Raw genomic sequence first — 15,188 nt, forward strand, 5'->3', positions numbered from 1 at the left:
AAATAATTTAGTAAAAAATGGCAAAACTTACAACAAGAACGGAAGATTACAGCAAATGGTATAATGAATTAGTTGTAAAATCAGATCTAGCAGAAAATTCCGGGGTACGCGGGTGCATGGTGATTAAACCTTACGGATACGCAATCTGGGAAAAGATGAGGGATGAGATGGATAAAAAATTTAAAGAAACCGGTCATCAAAACGCCTATTTTCCACTATTTATTCCTAAAAGCTATTTTGAGGCAGAGGAAAAAAATGCGGAAGGCTTTGCAAAAGAATGCGCCGTTGTTACGCATTACCGTTTAAAAACTGATCCAAATAATCCCAAAAAATTAATTGTAGATCCGGAAGCAAAATTAGAAGAAGAACTCATCGTTCGTCCAACTTCAGAAGCTATTATCTGGAATACATATCGTGGTTGGATCCAGTCTTACAGAGATTTGCCGATTTTAATTAACCAATGGGCAAATGTTGTTCGCTGGGAAATGAGAACAAGGTTATTTTTAAGAACAGCAGAATTTCTTTGGCAGGAAGGTCATACCGCGCACGCTACAAAAAACGAAGCCATTGAAGAAACCGAAAAAATGCTTCACGTTTATGCAGATTTTGCTGAAAATTTTATGGCAATGCCAGTAATTAGAGGGATAAAAACTGAATCTGAAAGATTTGCCGGTGCGGATAGAACTTATTGCATCGAAGCCTTAATGCAAGACGGAAAAGCCTTACAAGCAGGAACTTCTCACTTTTTAGGACAAAATTTTGGAAAAGCTTTCGATGTAAAATTTACCACTAATGAAGGTAAAATTGAGCACGCCTGGGGAACGTCCTGGGGAACTTCTACCAGATTAATGGGTGCTTTAATTATGACACATTCTGATGATCTTGGTTTGGTTTTACCTCCAACTTTAGCACCAATTCAGGTTGTGATCGTTCCTATTTTTAGAAGTGATGAGCAACTGGAAGAAATAAATACTGTGGTTGACAAACTTCAAAAAGAATTAAAGTTAAAAGGAATTTCCGTTAAATATGACGACCGCAAAGAAAATAAACCAGGCTGGAAATTTGCCGAATATGAACTTAAAGGTGTTCCTGTGAGAATTGCGATCGGGCCGAAAGATTTAGAAAACGGAACGGTAGAATTGGCACGAAGAGATAATTTAACCAAAGAAACGCAACCATTAGAAGGTTTGGAAAATTATATTGAAACTTTGTTGACGACCATCCAAAAAGATATTTATGCGAAAGCAGAAAAATACCGCGATGAGAATATGACAAAAGTGGATTCTTATGAAGAATTTAAAAAAGTTTTAGAGGAAAAAGGTGGTTTTATTCTGGCACATTGGGACGGAACTGCGGAAGAAGAAGCTCAGATTCAGGAGGAAACAAAAGCTACGATCAGATGTATTCCGTTAAATAACGATTTGGAAGATGGAATTTCAATGGTTTCAAAAAAACCGTCAAAACAAAGAGTTATTTTCGCAAAAGCCTACTAAGACTTTATTTAAAAAGTTTGTATTAAAGTTAAATGTAAAAAATTGGTAATTGGACTTAAAATTGATATTAACTAATCTAACATTTTAAATAAACTATTATGTCATTAAACATTATCGATCTTATTAAAGGTCAATTAGGCTCTGGTGAAATTTCGCAGGCTTCCACAAACTTGGGAGAAAGTGAATCTAGCATCAGCAAAGCAATTAGCGTACTTTTACCAACTATCGTTGGCGGACTTGCAAACAATCACGACAAGCCAGGTGTTTTAGATTCAATATTAGGTGCTTCTGCAGGGAATTCTGCCGGGAACTTAACAGAGGGATCAAACAATTCAATGATCACCACAATTTTAACTGCATTGTTTGGAGATAAGTTGAGCGCCATTACAAATTCCGTTTCTTCTTACTCAGGAGTTAGTGAAAATTCAGCTTCATCTTTATTAAATATGGTTACTGGTGCCACAGTTGGCTCCTTAGGAACTTATGCAAGTGAAAATAATTTAGGTACTTCAGGATTGTCAAGTTTACTTTCAGAGCAAAAAGGTATAGTTTCAACACTACTTCCTGCTGGTATTTCTTTAGCATCTTTGGGCCTTGGTCATTGGGGAACTTCAGAAACTACAGCTGTTCCACCAGTAACTGAAAATATTAAAGTAACATCTTTTGATGAACCTAAAGTTGATGTTACACGTGCTGGCGAAACTCATATGAACGTAGAGCCGGAAAATAATAACGGCGGCGGCTCCATCTGGAAGTGGCTTTTACCACTTTTATTGGCGTTAATAGCTGCATGGTTTATCTGGAGCAGATATAATAAAAGTAAAGATGCGAACACAACAGCATCAAATACAGATTCAACAATGATGAAATCTGATACGATGAATACTGCACCTATGATGGTTGATTCCACTGCAATGAATGCTTCAACAAAAACAGATACTGACATTGATCTTAACGGAAAAATGATAAAAGGTTATGCAGGTGGAATGGAAGCTTCAATGATTTCTTTCTTAAAATCCGGCGGATATCAAAATGCAGCAGATGATGCAGCATTAAAAGGAACCTGGTATAATTTTGACAAAGTAAACTTTAAAATAGGAAGCGCTACTGATTTAGAAGCAGGTTCCCAAGGACAACTTGAAAATCTTGTTGCTATTTTAAAAGCTTATCCAGAAGCAAAAATTAAAGTTGGTGGCTACACTGACAAAACCGGCGATGAAGCAAAAAATCTTACATTATCTCAGGAAAGAGCAGATTTTATTAAAAATGCATTAACAAAATCTGGAGTTGGTTCTCAGGTATTAGAAGCAAAAGGCTACGGAAGTTCTCAAGCAACTGTTGCTGCGACTGCAACTAATGATGAACGTGCTATTGATAGAAAGATGGCGGTACGTTTCGCAAAATAAAATACAATTCATAGAATATTTAGAATCCCGAATCTTTTCGGGATTTTTTTTGCTTAAAATTTAAAAATTAGTGAAATAACAAAAGATTTTACTAAACATTTTAATTAGTAAGAATAATTAAACTACATTTGTTAGACTAAACTAACAATCGAAATGGACCGCGGCTGGAGAAAAGAAAAACATCAAAACTCACTATCAGAAGTATTTTCAAGTGTAAATATTCCTGAGGGCGCTGGATTTTGGCGAAAATTTCTAGCATTTGCCGGTCCTGGTTTAATGGTCGCTGTCGGTTATATGGATCCAGGAAACTGGGCGACAGATATAGCAGGTGGTGCGAAATTCGGCTACACTCTATTATCGGTAATTTTAATTTCAAATATTTTCGCCATTATTTTGCAGCATTTAGCCGTTAAATTGGGTGTAGTTGCAGAACGCGATTTGGCACAGGCCTGCAGAGATCATTTCAAACCCACAACTAATTTTATTTTATGGATTTTATGTGAAATTGCCATCGCTGCCTGTGATTTAGCAGAAGTGATCGGCTCTGCAATTGCGTTAAATTTACTTTTTGGCATTCCGCTAACCTGGGGAATTGCAATAACGGGAATTGACGTTTTCATCATTTTACTCTTACAATCGCGTGGATTTCGCTGGATCGAAGCTTTTGTTGCAGGATTAATTTTTGTAATATTTGCCTGTTTCGGCTATGAGATTATTGCCAGCAATCCTGATATTTTTCCTTTACTTAAAGGTTTAGTGCCAACAAAACAGATTGTTTACAACCCGGAAATGCTCTACATCGCTATTGGGATTTTAGGCGCAACGGTGATGCCTCACAACTTATATTTACACAGCTCGATCGTTCAAACCAGAAATTATAAACGAGATATTAAAGGGAAAAAAATGGCGATCAAATTTGCCACACTTGACAGTACATTTTCATTATTTCTTGCATTTTTCGTCAACGCGGCAATTTTGATAGTTGCCGCTGCTACTTTTCACAACACAGGAAATCAGGATGTTGCGGACATTTTTGACGCTCATAAACTTTTAGATCCACTTTTGGGAACAGGTTTAGCAAGTGTATTTTTCGCCATCGCACTTTTGGCTTCGGGACAAAATTCTACTTTAACGGGAACTCTCGCTGGACAAATTGTGATGGAAGGTTTTTTAAATATTAAATTAAAACCCTGGCTTCGGCGCCTTATCACACGATTGATTGCCATTGTTCCTGCACTAATTGTGGCTATTCTTTATGGTGAGAAAGGTACCACTCAATTATTAGTGTTAAGCCAAGTTATACTTTCAATGCAACTAAGTTTTGCGGTAATTCCTTTGGTTATGTTCACCAATTCTAAAGCAAAAATGGGAGAATTTGCCAATAAAAATTTCTTAAAAATAATTGTCTGGCTGATAACTTTTATCATTTTGGTTCTAAATCTTTACCTCCTATATACGACCATTTTTTAGTAAAAATCATTTAATTATTTTCTTTTTATCTAAAAATCATTTAAATGAAAAATATATTTTTATTAACATTTCTATGTTCAAATTTTATTTTTTTTAAAGCGCAGGAAAAGATAGAACTGGATCGACCTGATCAAACAGAGACTTCTGCAACTGTTCCTTTACATTATTTTCAAATGGAAAATGGCTACGTTTATGAACAGATCAACAAGGTTGAAAATTCTCAGCAATTTCCCGGAATTTTATTTAAATATGGTATTGGGGAAAGTACAGAACTAAGGTTGATAACTCAATTTAATTTTGATAAAATTGATGATTTAAAGAAAAATAAATTTCAACCAATCACTTTAGGTTTCAAAACAAATTTAATTAAGGGGAAAAATAAAATTCCCAATATTTCTTTTTTGGGACATTTATCATTTTTTGCGAAAGATGATAATGGAAGAAATCGAATAATTCCAGAGTTTAAATTTCTTTTTGATTACAACTTATTTGAAACTGTAAGTTTGGGCTACAATCTCGGAATGGAATGGGATAATAATTTAAATGAAAATTATACTTACACATTTACAATTGCAAAAGCTGTCAGTCCAAAATTAAATATTTTTGTGGAAGCTTACGGATTTGTAAGTCCAATTATTTCAGCAGACCATCGCTTAGATGGAGGTTTTACCTATTTTCTAAGTAATAATTCTGCCATTGACCTTTCAGCGGGAAAAGGTCTGTCGAAATTTTCACCTGATTATTTTGTTTCTTTCGGTTACTCTTTTAGAATAAATTTAAAAAAATAAAATACTCAGTCAATTATCGTATTCAGTATTTTTAAAGTATTTAATCTGTTTGAATATAGAAGCTTAAAAAAAAGAAATTCTGCCTAAATGTCCAATTCCATTCTTTGGCAAATTGTTTGTGAATGTCGCTTTATAAAATTATGAAAATGGACGACAACAAACATATTAACGAAGAGGAGTTTAATTCTACTGAAGAAACACAAGAAGAAAACCAAACAAATCCTGAAGAAAACACAGAAAACCTGACAGTTGAAAAATCATCAGAAGAATTGGCAGAAGAAAAAGACCGCTATATTCGTCTTTTTGCGGAATTTGAAAATTATAAGAAAAGAACTGTAAAAGAACGTAACGAATTTTTTCAATACGCCAGCCAGGAAATGATGGTTTCTATGTTATCAATTCTTGATGATTTCGAAAGAGCCATGAAAGAAATTTCTAAAAACGGAAACGAAGCTGATTTAAAAGGCATTGAATTAATATACCAAAAGCTAAAAAGTAAATTAACTGAAAAAGGTTTAAAACCTATTGAAGTGAATGTTGGCGATGTTTTTAATGTAGATTTTCATGAAGCCATCACTGGAATTCCTGCTCCAACGCCGGAATTAAAAGGCAAAATTGTAGATGTGATCGAAACTGGTTATCAATTGCACGACAAAGTAATTAGATTCGCAAAAGTAATAACCGGACAATAAATTTATTTTTAATGGGTAATAAGTAATTGGCAATTGTCCGATTAAATTTATTACCCATTATTTATTACTCATTAGTTATAAATAAGATGGCAAAAAGAGACTATTACGAAATATTAGAAATTTCAAAATCTGCTTCACCAGAGGAAATAAAGAAAGCCTATAGAAAAATGGCGATCAAATTTCACCCGGATAAAAATCCCGGAGATGCAGCGTCAGAAGAAAAATTCAAAGAAGCCGCGGAAGCCTACGAAGTTTTAAGCGACGGGAATAAAAAAGCACGTTACGACCAATACGGACACGCAGGAATGAGTGGCAATGGAGGTTTTGGTGGCGGCGGAGGCGGCTTCGGTGGCGGTATGAATATGGACGACATTTTTAGCCAGTTTGGAGATATTTTTGGCGGTCATTTTGGCGGCGGCGGCGGAAGACAGCAACAGCAGCAAGTTCGCGGTTCTAATTTAAGAGTTAGAATAAAATTAAATTTAGAGGAAACTCTAAACGGCACTCAAAAAACCATTAAGGTTAAAAAAATGAAGTTTGCCAAAGGCGCAACTTCTAAAACCTGCCCAACATGTAACGGAGCTGGCGCGCAAATAAAAGTGATGAACACTATGTTTGGGCAAATGCAAACGCAACAGACATGTAGCACTTGTCAGGGAATCGGGAAAGTAGCTGATAAAATTCCGGCTGGAGCAAATGCACAAGGCTTGATAAAAGAAGACGAAGAAGTAACAATTAATATTCCTGCAGGCGCAAGAGACGGTGTTCAACTAAGCGTTCGCGGTAAAGGAAATGATGCGCCTTTTGGTGGAATGGCTGGCGATCTTTTAGTTGTTGTGGAAGAAGAAATCGACAAAACAATTAAACGCGAAGGCGATAATCTTCACCAGGAACTCTACATATCATTTGCAGAATCAGCTTTGGGAACTTCAAAAGAAGTAAATACTGTTGGAAGCAAAGTGAAGATTAAAATAGACGCTGGAACGCAATCCGGGAAAATTTTAAGATTAGCAGGTAAAGGTTTGCCGAGTCTTGAAGGTTATGGAAAAGGCGATATGTTTGTTCATATCAATGTTTGGACGCCACAAAACCTAACACCTTCTCAAAAAGAATTTTTTGAAAAACAGATAGAAAATGGCGAAATGATGGCAGAACCTTCTGGAAAAGAAAAAACATTTTTCGATAAAGTAAGAGATTTGTTTAATTAGACAAATAGAAAATAGACCGATATAAAAGAGACTTTTTTTAAAGTCTCTTTTTTTATGATAAAAATCAAAGTGTACAAATTGGTAAATCGATTGTTAATTCTTGTTGGAATTTAATCTACTCCAAAAATTATCATGAAGAAATATATTATCACATTTATTTTGGCACTTTTCGCCTCATTCTCTTTTGCGCAGAGCAAAGATTTTCAGCTTTCAACACATATTTTAGATGTTTCTAAAGGTTTGCCTGCAAGTGGCGTTTCCATTAAATTAGAAAAGATGAATTCTAAAACAAAAATATGGGATTATGTAGATCAGAAAACGACAGATGAAAATGGAAGAATCCCTGATTTTTTAAAAAACGACAAAGATAATTCTGGGATCTACAGATATACTTTTTTAACGAAACCATATTTTGAAAAACAAAAAGAGGAAAGTTTTTATCCCTTTATAGAACTTGTTTTTGAGATCAAAGGAAAAACGCATTTTCATGTGCCAATTACCCTTTCAGCGTACGGTTATTCCACTTATAGAGGAAGTTAAATTATTTTAAATATTTGGTAAAATTCCAAAATTTCCTGGTTTTTAAATAATTTAAATCATATTCTTTACTGTAAGCTTCACGTTCAAAACTGATATTCTGGTAAGCAAAATAGGGATTTTTAAATTTAATCAGTAAATAATAATATTCTAAAACATACCACAGATAGAAAAAGACAATAAACATTTCCAACTGCTGACGAAGGTGAATTTTTTCATGATTAAGCAGGATCTTATTTTTTTTATCTGAAGAATTTTTTAAAAGAATAAAAGGAAAAAGCGTAATGCCGTTTATTTTCGTATTTTTGAGTAGCAGATTACAAACTAATATCATAGCGCAAATATAAAAATGATTTTTAGGATTTAACTTATGATAGAAAAAGAAATCAAAGAGAATGAAGACTTTTATTACAACGAACAGGGCTACCGGGTTTTTACGGAAAAATACCATTTAAAACGTGGTTATTGCTGCAAAAGCGGCTGTAAACATTGTCCTTTTGGTTACGATAAAAAAACTGATTCCTTCAAAAAAGTAATTGGTGCAGACAAAAAATTTTAAATAAAATAATTTAACTCTAAATAAAAAACCATCATGCAAAAAAAATATTTCGCTCTGTTATTTGCAGTAGTTCTGGGATTAACTTCCTGCAGCCCTTTTCAGGTAAGATCTGATTATGCTGAAACTGCTAATTTTAGTAATTATAAAACTTATAAATTGAGAATTAGTGATCTCAATCTCAATGATATCGATAAAGACCGCGTTCTTAATGAAGTTTCAAAACAGCTTCAAATGAAAGGATTACAGGTTTCTGAAATGCCTGATTTAGTTGTTAATTTAAAAGCCAATCATAAACAAGTAAATGACGTTCAAAGCAGTCCTTATGGATTATACGGAGGATTTGGATATGGTGGATTTGGTTTTGGGATGAGCAGAACTTTTAGCAATAACTATAATGAAGGTTCACTTATAGTTGATCTTGTTGACGCAAAAACCCAAAAATTGGTTTGGCAGGGAATTGGAAAAGGAATTTCTGTAGATTCGCCAAAAACAAAACAAAAACAAATTCCGGAAATCGTAAGTGAAATTATGGCAAATTATCCTCCAGAAATGAAAAAATAAATTTCAAAATTTGATATATAAAACCAAAAAAACTGTTTAAAGATTTGAACAGTTTTTTTGGTTTTTTTTTTTTGATTCTTGGCTCTTCGCTCTTGAATCTTAATTCTACTTTCCTAAAACCTCAGTAATCGGGTTTCCAACATTTCCGCTGGGAAACTGAATGTGCAAAAGCGCACAAATCGTTGAGGCAATATCCGTCATGTAATAATCTTTGTTACTTTCCCCTTTTTTAATTCCCCAACCCATAAATATTAACGGAATATGAGAATCATACGAGTTCCAGGCGCCGTGCGTCGTTCCCAGTTTTGAATAACTTGGCAAAAGTGAATCGTGGTAAATGATTTGAATATCGCCACTTCTTTGCCAGTTAAAACCGTTTATAATTCTTGTTTTAATCGGCTCCGGAATAGAAAATTGCGCTACTTTTTTCATATCAACAGCAAACAAAACACTTTTGTCTTTATTCAAAGAATTAATCAAATAATTTTTCACTTCATCACCGTCTAATTTATTGTCATCCATCAACTTATCATCTAAATAAATTTGGCTATTCGTGTAAGAACTTACAAGTTTTTCAACTTTAAATTTATCCTTTAAAAGTTGATTATACTCTTTTTTCGCATCTTCACCATAAAAACCAGTCGCCATTTTATGCTCCTCCATGAAACCTTCAGAATGTGCGCCACCATGATCTGCACTTAAAAAAACGGTATAATTTCCTGCACCCACATTTTTGTCTAAATATTTAAAAAATTCGGCTAAATCCCGGTCTAAACGTAAGTAAACATCTTCTACTTCCACAGAATTTGGTCCAAATTTATGTCCGGCATAATCTGTTGAAGCTAAATTTATCGCTAAAAAATCTGTAATGGCGTCAGCGCCTAAACTTTCCCCTTTTAATGCGGCTTCAGCGGCTTTTAATGTTAAAGTATTTCCAAAAGGCGAAGTTCTGATATTGTCTTTATCTTTTTGATAATCCGCTGCAAAATTACTGTACGGAAAAGTCGGCGTTTTTGCACTTCCCAAAAGTCCTTCCCACGGTGAATTGTCTGGCGAACTTTCCGTGTATTCTGAAATTGGCAACAAAGTATTCCAGCCATTTTTCACTAGATTATCCGGAACTTTTTCTGCATTAAAATCATTTAGCCATTTAGGTAGTTCTTTCATATAATAAGAACTTGTCACAAAATTTCCGGAGGAATCGTCGAACCAATACGCACCATTTGGATTATGTCCTGCAGGTAAAATGGAAGCGCGGTCTTTTAAAGAAATTCCAACTACTTTTCCTTGAAAATTAGTAGCAATTCTTAATTCATCGGTCATTGTCGTAGACCAAAGATTTTTCGGGGATTGGCTTCCCACTTTTGCATTTGTAGTACCAACGGGTTTTACGGAATCATCTTCTGTGCAGTAAACGCTTCTCCCCAGTGATTTGTCAAACCAGTCATTGCCGGGAATTCCATTAATTGCAGGAACTGATCCTGTATAAATTGAACTGTGGCCAACCGCGGTGTAAGTTGGAATATAAGGAATGTGCACATTGTTAGCAGAAAAACCCTCATTTAATAATCGTTTAAAACCATCATTTTGGTATTTATCATAATATCGGTAAAGATAATCCCAGCGCATTTGATCGACTACTAAACCAACAACAAGTTTTGGTCTTTGTAAAGTTGTATTTTTATTTTTTTGGGCAAATAAACCTGTTGAACAAATCGCAAGTGTAATGAGCGTGAATTTTCTAAACATTTTTCATTTTTAAAATATTAATTCAAATTTAAGGAAATGTTTGGGAAGCGTTATCTGTGCTGTATTAATTTTATAATAAAATTTAAACTTTTCAAAAATAAAAACCCCCGGTCTTCTTAGCCCCGATTGAAACGGTATCCTTTTTCTTTTGAAAAAAAAGAAAAAGATATAGTGGAAAGCGGGAACTCTTTTGAAACAAAAACCAAAATCTTCTTGCTTCTAAAAAAAATTATCCCGCCGAAAAACGACAGGACAATTTATATTTATTTGATTGATTTCTTAAAATCCTAAATCACCATTGACCTCACGCACGGCTTTTGCAGCGGTTGCGAAACTTTCTTTTTCAGAATCAGTAAGGGAAATATCAACAATTTTCTCAATTCCATTTTTCCCAATGATACACGGAACGCCCATGCAAATGTCGCTTTCGCCATATTCGCCATCAAGCATTACGGAACATGGAATCATTTTTTTCTGGTCGCAAACGATGGACTGCACCAAAACCGAAACCGCTGCGCCCGGCGCATACCAAGCAGAAGTTCCTAATAATTTTGTTAAAGTAGCACCGCCAACTTTCGTTGCTTCGGCTAAGTTATTTTGAGTTGATTCATCTAAAAATTCTGAAATAGAAACACCATTTCTTGTTGCTTTTGATAATAATGGCAACATTCCTGTATCACTGTGAGCCGCGATCACCATTCCATCTACGTCAGAAATTGGGCAATCTAATGCTTCCGCCAAACGGTATTTAAAACGGGCTGAATCTAATGCGCCACCCATTCCGATAATGCGTTCTTTTGGCAAACCTGAAGTTTTATGAACCAAATAAGCCATCGTATCCATCGGATTAGAAACCACGATAATGATCACATCCGGTGAATGTTTTACTAAATTTTGAGTTACTTCTTTTACAATTCCGGCGTTGATGCCGATCAATTCTTCGCGCGTCATTCCCGGTTTACGTGGAATTCCAGAAGTTATAACAGCTACTTTTGAACCGGCTGTTTTAGAATAATCGCCAGTTGTGCCAGTAATTTTGGTATCGAAACCATTTAGGGATGCGGTTTGCATTAAATCCATTGCTTTTCCTTCTGCAAAGCCTTCTTTTATGTCAACAAGAACAACTTCAGAATTGAAATTTTTCATTGCGATGTATTCTGCACAACTTGCACCTACTGCTCCTGCGCCAACTACGGTAACTTTCATATTAATTTATTTATTGTTTTTAATGGAAATATGGAAACTTGCGTTTTCATATTAATTTATTTATTGTTTTTAATGGAAATATGGAAACTTACGTTTTCATATTAATTTATTTATTGTTTTTTAATGGAAATATGGAAACCTTTGTTTTCATATTATTTTTTCTAATGTTTTTAATGGAAATATAGAAACTTGCGTTTTCATATTATAGATTTCTCAAATTTACAAAATATTGAAGTTTTGCGCAATTTTGTATTTATTAAAGTTTTATTAAATATTTACCAAAGAATAAATAAAATCTATGGTTCTTATCATTATTTGCTAACCTAAATCAAGAAGAATACTAAAATTGTAGACTATCTTTGTTTTAAATTTAAACAAAAAATGAGTTTCGCAAAGCATTTGCACGAGGGCTATTCTAACCGAAAATTTGACATTGATAAAAAGAAAATTGAAGATTTTATCGACCGTTTCTTTAGGTTTATATTTTTTTTAGAATATCAAAGATGCGCAGAACTCAGCAATATCGAATCCAGGCTAAATGATTTTAAAAACGAGTTTAATGATATTTTATATTCTGTAACTGATATAAAAGATAATTTTCAGACCGAATTATTTTTTGAAAATTTTCCGAAAATCTACAAAACTTTAGAAAACGATGCGCAGATAATTTTAGAAAACGATCCTGCCGCAACAAGCAAAGAAGAAGTGATGTTTTCTTATCCTGGTTTTTTTGCCGTGGCGATTTACCGCTTTTCGCACGAACTTTATAAAATAGGAATTCCGTTAATTCCCAGAATCTGGACAGAATTTGCACACAGTAAAACCGGTATCGATATCAATCCCGGCGCTCAAATTGGTGAAAATTTTTTTATTGATCACGGCACAGGAATTGTGATCGGTGAAACGACGATTATAGGAAGTAACGTGAAAATTTATCAAGGTGTGACTTTGGGTGCGCATTCTGTGGCTAAAAATTTACAAAATGTAAAGCGTCATCCAACTATTGAAGACGGCGTCGTTATTTACGCAAACGCGACAATTTTGGGCGGCGATACGATAATTGGAAAAAATGCATTAATTGGCGGAAATGTCTGGATCACGGCAAGCGTTGATGAAAATTCAGTAGTTTTTCACAAAGGACAAGTGACAGTTAAAAATAAATTTCCCACACACGAGCCAATCGTTTTTAGCATTTAAAAATAGAATAATTTTAAAAAAATATAGATATGAAACTGAACAATATTTTAGAAGCAATCGGAAATACGCCGATAATTAAAATATATAAACTTTTCCCGAAAAATGTTGAAGTTTATATGAAATTGGAAAAGCAAAATCCGGGCGGAAGTATTAAAGACAGAATTGCTTTGGCGATGATTGAAAAAGCCGAACAGGAAGGGAAAATTAACAAAGACACTTTAATTATTGAACCGACTTCCGGAAATACAGGTGTTGGTTTGGCAATGGTTTGCGCCGTAAAAGGGTACAAATTAGTTTTGGTAATGCCGGAAAGTATGAGTGTTGAACGCAGAAAACTAATGAGCTCCTATGGCGCGCAATTCGTTTTGACACCAAAAGAAGCGGGAACTTCCGGCGCTATTAAAAAAGCTATCGAAATGGGAAATGAAATTGAAAATTCCTGGATTCCGCAGCAATTTGAAAATCCTGCAAATTTTGAAATTCACGTTAAAACTACCGCAGAAGAAATTCTAAAAGATTTCCCGGAAGGTTTTGATTATTACATTACTGGCGTTGGAACCGGCGGTCATATCACAGGTGTGACAGAAGTTTTAAAGCAAAAATTTCCAAATATGAAAAGTTTTGCAGTTGAACCTGAAGATTCACCCGTTATTTCCGGCGGCGCGCCTGGACCTCATCCTCTGCAGGGAATTGGCGCAGGTTTTATTCCTAAAAATTTACACACAGAAGTTCTTGACGGAATAATTCAGGTCGAAAAAGCGGACGCATTTGCTTTTACTAAAAGATTAGCCGCTGAAGAAGGAATTTTAGCAGGAATTTCAACAGGTGCTTCTTTAGCAGCAATTAATAAAAAATTGAGTGAAATACCTGAAGGTTCAAAAATATTGACTTTCAACTACGATACCGGCGAGAGATACTGGTCTGTTGATGGGCTTTTTGAGGAAAATCTTTACGACGAAAATAAATAGAATTTCAATTTAAAATTTAAAATCCCGCTTCTAAACGGGATTTTTTTATTTGTAAAGTTTCTGGCATTTTTCGCAAACATACGTTTTGCGTTTTACTTTGCCCATTTCTTCAATCACCAATTCGGTTTTGTCTTTTGGACAGGTTTTTTTACCATAAATTGTCGCAGATTCTTTCACCTTATCGGTTTTTAATAGTTCTAAAAATTCCTGAGAATATTCCACAACCATTTTAATTAAAAAAATCAACTTTTTTTCCGGAATTACATTTATCATACTATCAGGATGAATTTTCGCGTGGTATAATGCTTCAATTCTGATAATATTTCCAACGCCTGTAAATAAATTTTGATCCATTAAAACATCCCCTATCATCTGCTCAGAATGTTTTGTCTGTAATTCATTTAAGACAAAATCCGCATCAAATTCAGGTTTTAAAATATCAGTTTTAAAGTTGAAATAATCATCTGGTTTTCCTTGATAAAATTTAGTTTTTGCGACGTAAAAATTAATCTCGGATTCTGCAAAATGCAGGGCAAAACTGGCGTTTACCTTTTTGCGTTTATTAACCAACATACTTCCGAAAAGTCCTAAATGAACCGCAATGAAAAAATCTTTAAAAACAAAAAGTAAATTTTTACCAAAAGCATCAATATCTTCCAGTTTAATATTTTCAATTTTAGACTTGTCCATTTCGCCATATCCAGACGCTTCAGATACGGTTTTACCTTTAAATCTTTGTAATTTATTTCTCAGGAAAAGTATAGATGGACCTTCAGGCATTTGGTATTATTTAAAAAATTTAATTAATGATTTAACAAAAACTGATATGCCATTTCTGCGCCGTTTAAAAAATCCTGATCATCAAAAAACTGCGATTTTTCTTCTAAATTTTCTATAAATAATTTCCATAAAAAACCGGTCTGATCACCATAAAGACCGAAATAATTAAAATTTACGCCATCGAAATGTATGTTTTTTAACAGATTTTTTGCGATCATATTTCCGCCCAAAGTGGCGCCTTCCATCACATATAAAATGCCAAAAGCTTCAGCTTCATTTTTTAAAGATAACTTGGATTTTTCAAATAAACGCGAAATATCGAAAAGCAAAATGTCTTTTGTAATAGCCGGCAATTTTCTTCGTTTTTCAGGATGCAATTTTTCTGCTGATTCTACTGAAATTTTAGAAAAAACTGCTTCTTCAAAATGATTTATAAAATTATAATTGTGCTTTAAAACGAAACGGTAATCATTTAAATCAAAACTTTTGTCCATTATTTTTTTTGACAATAATCTTTCTTCAACCTGATCGTGTAAACTTCTTGTTTGTTCTTTTAAAAGAATCGAAATCATTA

16 protein-coding genes are annotated in these 15,188 nt (G+C 34.2%); 11 read left to right on the forward strand and 5 right to left on the reverse strand.

The genetic code is table 11. The features are described from left to right. Window positions 1-17: 17 nt before the first annotated feature. From proS to uraH, 7 genes are all read left to right on the forward strand, one after another. Window positions 18-1,493 (forward strand): proline--tRNA ligase, encoded by a 1,476-nt coding sequence (proS, locus tag BM238_RS13360; protein ID WP_090082328.1) that lies wholly within the window; start codon window positions 18-20, stop codon window positions 1,491-1,493. A 98-nt stretch (window positions 1,494-1,591) separates the two neighbouring features. After that, the gene (locus tag BM238_RS13365) at window positions 1,592-2,899 is read left to right on the forward strand and encodes an OmpA family protein (protein ID WP_090082331.1); all 1,308 of its coding nucleotides are present in this window, start codon (window positions 1,592-1,594) and stop codon (window positions 2,897-2,899) included. Between the two features lie 153 nt (window positions 2,900-3,052). Then, window positions 3,053-4,369, forward strand: a complete 1,317-nt coding sequence (locus BM238_RS13370) for an Nramp family divalent metal transporter (protein WP_090082334.1) — start codon at window positions 3,053-3,055, stop codon at window positions 4,367-4,369. A gap of 44 nt (window positions 4,370-4,413) precedes the next feature. Then, complete coding sequence (locus BM238_RS13375; RefSeq protein WP_090082337.1) at window positions 4,414-5,157, forward strand: transporter; 744 nt, start codon at window positions 4,414-4,416, stop codon at window positions 5,155-5,157. A gap of 146 nt (window positions 5,158-5,303) precedes the next feature. Continuing rightward, window positions 5,304-5,849 carry a nucleotide exchange factor GrpE gene (locus BM238_RS13380; protein WP_090082780.1) on the forward strand — a complete coding sequence of 182 codons (546 nt, stop codon included), beginning with the start codon at window positions 5,304-5,306 and terminating at the stop codon, window positions 5,847-5,849. Window positions 5,850-5,935: 86 nt separating this feature from the next. Beyond that, the gene (gene dnaJ, locus BM238_RS13385; protein WP_090082339.1) at window positions 5,936-7,057 is read left to right on the forward strand and encodes a molecular chaperone DnaJ; all 1,122 of its coding nucleotides are present in this window, start codon (window positions 5,936-5,938) and stop codon (window positions 7,055-7,057) included. A gap of 132 nt (window positions 7,058-7,189) precedes the next feature. Next, on the forward strand, window positions 7,190-7,597 hold the full coding sequence (gene uraH / locus BM238_RS13390) for a hydroxyisourate hydrolase (protein WP_090082342.1): 408 nt from the start codon (window positions 7,190-7,192) through the stop codon (window positions 7,595-7,597). Window position 7,598: 1 nt separating this feature from the next. On the opposite strand, the gene BM238_RS13395 is transcribed toward uraH, so the two are convergent. Continuing rightward, window positions 7,599-7,928: a hypothetical protein gene (locus BM238_RS13395; protein WP_090082345.1), complete on the reverse strand. Its 330-nt coding sequence runs from the start codon at window positions 7,926-7,928 to the stop codon at window positions 7,599-7,601. Between the two features lie 36 nt (window positions 7,929-7,964). Here BM238_RS13395 and BM238_RS13400 point away from each other — a divergent pair, with 36 nt between their 5' ends. Both BM238_RS13400 and BM238_RS13405 read left to right on the forward strand, forming a co-directional pair. Beyond that, window positions 7,965-8,153, forward strand: a complete 189-nt coding sequence (locus BM238_RS13400; RefSeq protein ID WP_090082347.1) for a C1orf53 family protein — start codon at window positions 7,965-7,967, stop codon at window positions 8,151-8,153. 33 nt (window positions 8,154-8,186) lie between these two features. Continuing rightward, complete coding sequence (locus BM238_RS13405; RefSeq protein WP_090082350.1) at window positions 8,187-8,714, forward strand: DUF4136 domain-containing protein; 528 nt, start codon at window positions 8,187-8,189, stop codon at window positions 8,712-8,714. 105 nt (window positions 8,715-8,819) lie between these two features. On the opposite strand, the gene pafA is transcribed toward BM238_RS13405, so the two are convergent. Both pafA and BM238_RS13415 read right to left on the reverse strand, forming a co-directional pair. Further along, window positions 8,820-10,463, reverse strand: coding sequence for an alkaline phosphatase PafA (pafA, locus tag BM238_RS13410; protein ID WP_090082352.1), 1,644 nt, complete (start codon window positions 10,461-10,463; stop codon window positions 8,820-8,822). A 279-nt stretch (window positions 10,464-10,742) separates the two neighbouring features. After that, complete coding sequence (locus BM238_RS13415) at window positions 10,743-11,669, reverse strand: malate dehydrogenase (protein ID WP_090082355.1); 927 nt, start codon at window positions 11,667-11,669, stop codon at window positions 10,743-10,745. Between the two features lie 381 nt (window positions 11,670-12,050). On the opposite strand from BM238_RS13415, the gene epsC reads away from it, so the two are divergent. Further along, window positions 12,051-12,866 carry a serine O-acetyltransferase EpsC gene (gene epsC / locus BM238_RS13420; protein WP_090082357.1) on the forward strand — a complete coding sequence of 272 codons (816 nt, stop codon included), beginning with the start codon at window positions 12,051-12,053 and terminating at the stop codon, window positions 12,864-12,866. Window positions 12,867-12,895: 29 nt separating this feature from the next. Next, window positions 12,896-13,834 (forward strand): cysteine synthase A, encoded by a 939-nt coding sequence (gene cysK / locus BM238_RS13425; protein ID WP_090082360.1) that lies wholly within the window; start codon window positions 12,896-12,898, stop codon window positions 13,832-13,834. 45 nt (window positions 13,835-13,879) lie between these two features. On the opposite strand, the gene BM238_RS13430 is transcribed toward cysK, so the two are convergent. Both BM238_RS13430 and BM238_RS13435 read right to left on the reverse strand, forming a co-directional pair. Beyond that, on the reverse strand, window positions 13,880-14,614 hold the full coding sequence (locus BM238_RS13430) for a DNA-formamidopyrimidine glycosylase family protein (protein ID WP_090082363.1): 735 nt from the start codon (window positions 14,612-14,614) through the stop codon (window positions 13,880-13,882). Window positions 14,615-14,637: 23 nt separating this feature from the next. After that, complete coding sequence (locus BM238_RS13435; RefSeq protein ID WP_090082366.1) at window positions 14,638-15,186, reverse strand: biliverdin-producing heme oxygenase; 549 nt, start codon at window positions 15,184-15,186, stop codon at window positions 14,638-14,640. Window positions 15,187-15,188: the final 2 nt, after the last annotated feature.

It is taken from the genome of Halpernia frigidisoli, assembly GCF_900113805.1.
GTDB classification, from domain to species: domain Bacteria; phylum Bacteroidota; class Bacteroidia; order Flavobacteriales; family Weeksellaceae; genus Halpernia; species Halpernia frigidisoli.

Coding starts and splice junctions, on each gene's coding strand:
- proS (WP_090082328.1), top strand. CDS start 18: ATGGCAAAACTTACAACAAGAACGGAAGATTACAGCAAATGGTATAAT.
- BM238_RS13365 (WP_090082331.1), top strand. CDS start 1,592: ATGTCATTAAACATTATCGATCTTATTAAAGGTCAATTAGGCTCTGGT.
- BM238_RS13370 (WP_090082334.1), top strand. CDS start 3,053: ATGGACCGCGGCTGGAGAAAAGAAAAACATCAAAACTCACTATCAGAA.
- BM238_RS13375 (WP_090082337.1), top strand. CDS start 4,414: ATGAAAAATATATTTTTATTAACATTTCTATGTTCAAATTTTATTTTT.
- BM238_RS13380 (WP_090082780.1), top strand. CDS start 5,304: ATGGACGACAACAAACATATTAACGAAGAGGAGTTTAATTCTACTGAA.
- dnaJ (WP_090082339.1), top strand. CDS start 5,936: ATGGCAAAAAGAGACTATTACGAAATATTAGAAATTTCAAAATCTGCT.
- uraH (WP_090082342.1), top strand. CDS start 7,190: ATGAAGAAATATATTATCACATTTATTTTGGCACTTTTCGCCTCATTC.
- BM238_RS13395 (WP_090082345.1), bottom strand. CDS start 7,928: ATGATATTAGTTTGTAATCTGCTACTCAAAAATACGAAAATAAACGGC.
- BM238_RS13400 (WP_090082347.1), top strand. CDS start 7,965: ATGATAGAAAAAGAAATCAAAGAGAATGAAGACTTTTATTACAACGAA.
- BM238_RS13405 (WP_090082350.1), top strand. CDS start 8,187: ATGCAAAAAAAATATTTCGCTCTGTTATTTGCAGTAGTTCTGGGATTA.
- pafA (WP_090082352.1), bottom strand. CDS start 10,463: ATGTTTAGAAAATTCACGCTCATTACACTTGCGATTTGTTCAACAGGT.
- BM238_RS13415 (WP_090082355.1), bottom strand. CDS start 11,669: ATGAAAGTTACCGTAGTTGGCGCAGGAGCAGTAGGTGCAAGTTGTGCA.
- epsC (WP_090082357.1), top strand. CDS start 12,051: ATGAGTTTCGCAAAGCATTTGCACGAGGGCTATTCTAACCGAAAATTT.
- cysK (WP_090082360.1), top strand. CDS start 12,896: ATGAAACTGAACAATATTTTAGAAGCAATCGGAAATACGCCGATAATT.
- BM238_RS13430 (WP_090082363.1), bottom strand. CDS start 14,614: ATGCCTGAAGGTCCATCTATACTTTTCCTGAGAAATAAATTACAAAGA.
- BM238_RS13435 (WP_090082366.1), bottom strand. CDS start 15,186: ATGATTTCGATTCTTTTAAAAGAACAAACAAGAAGTTTACACGATCAG.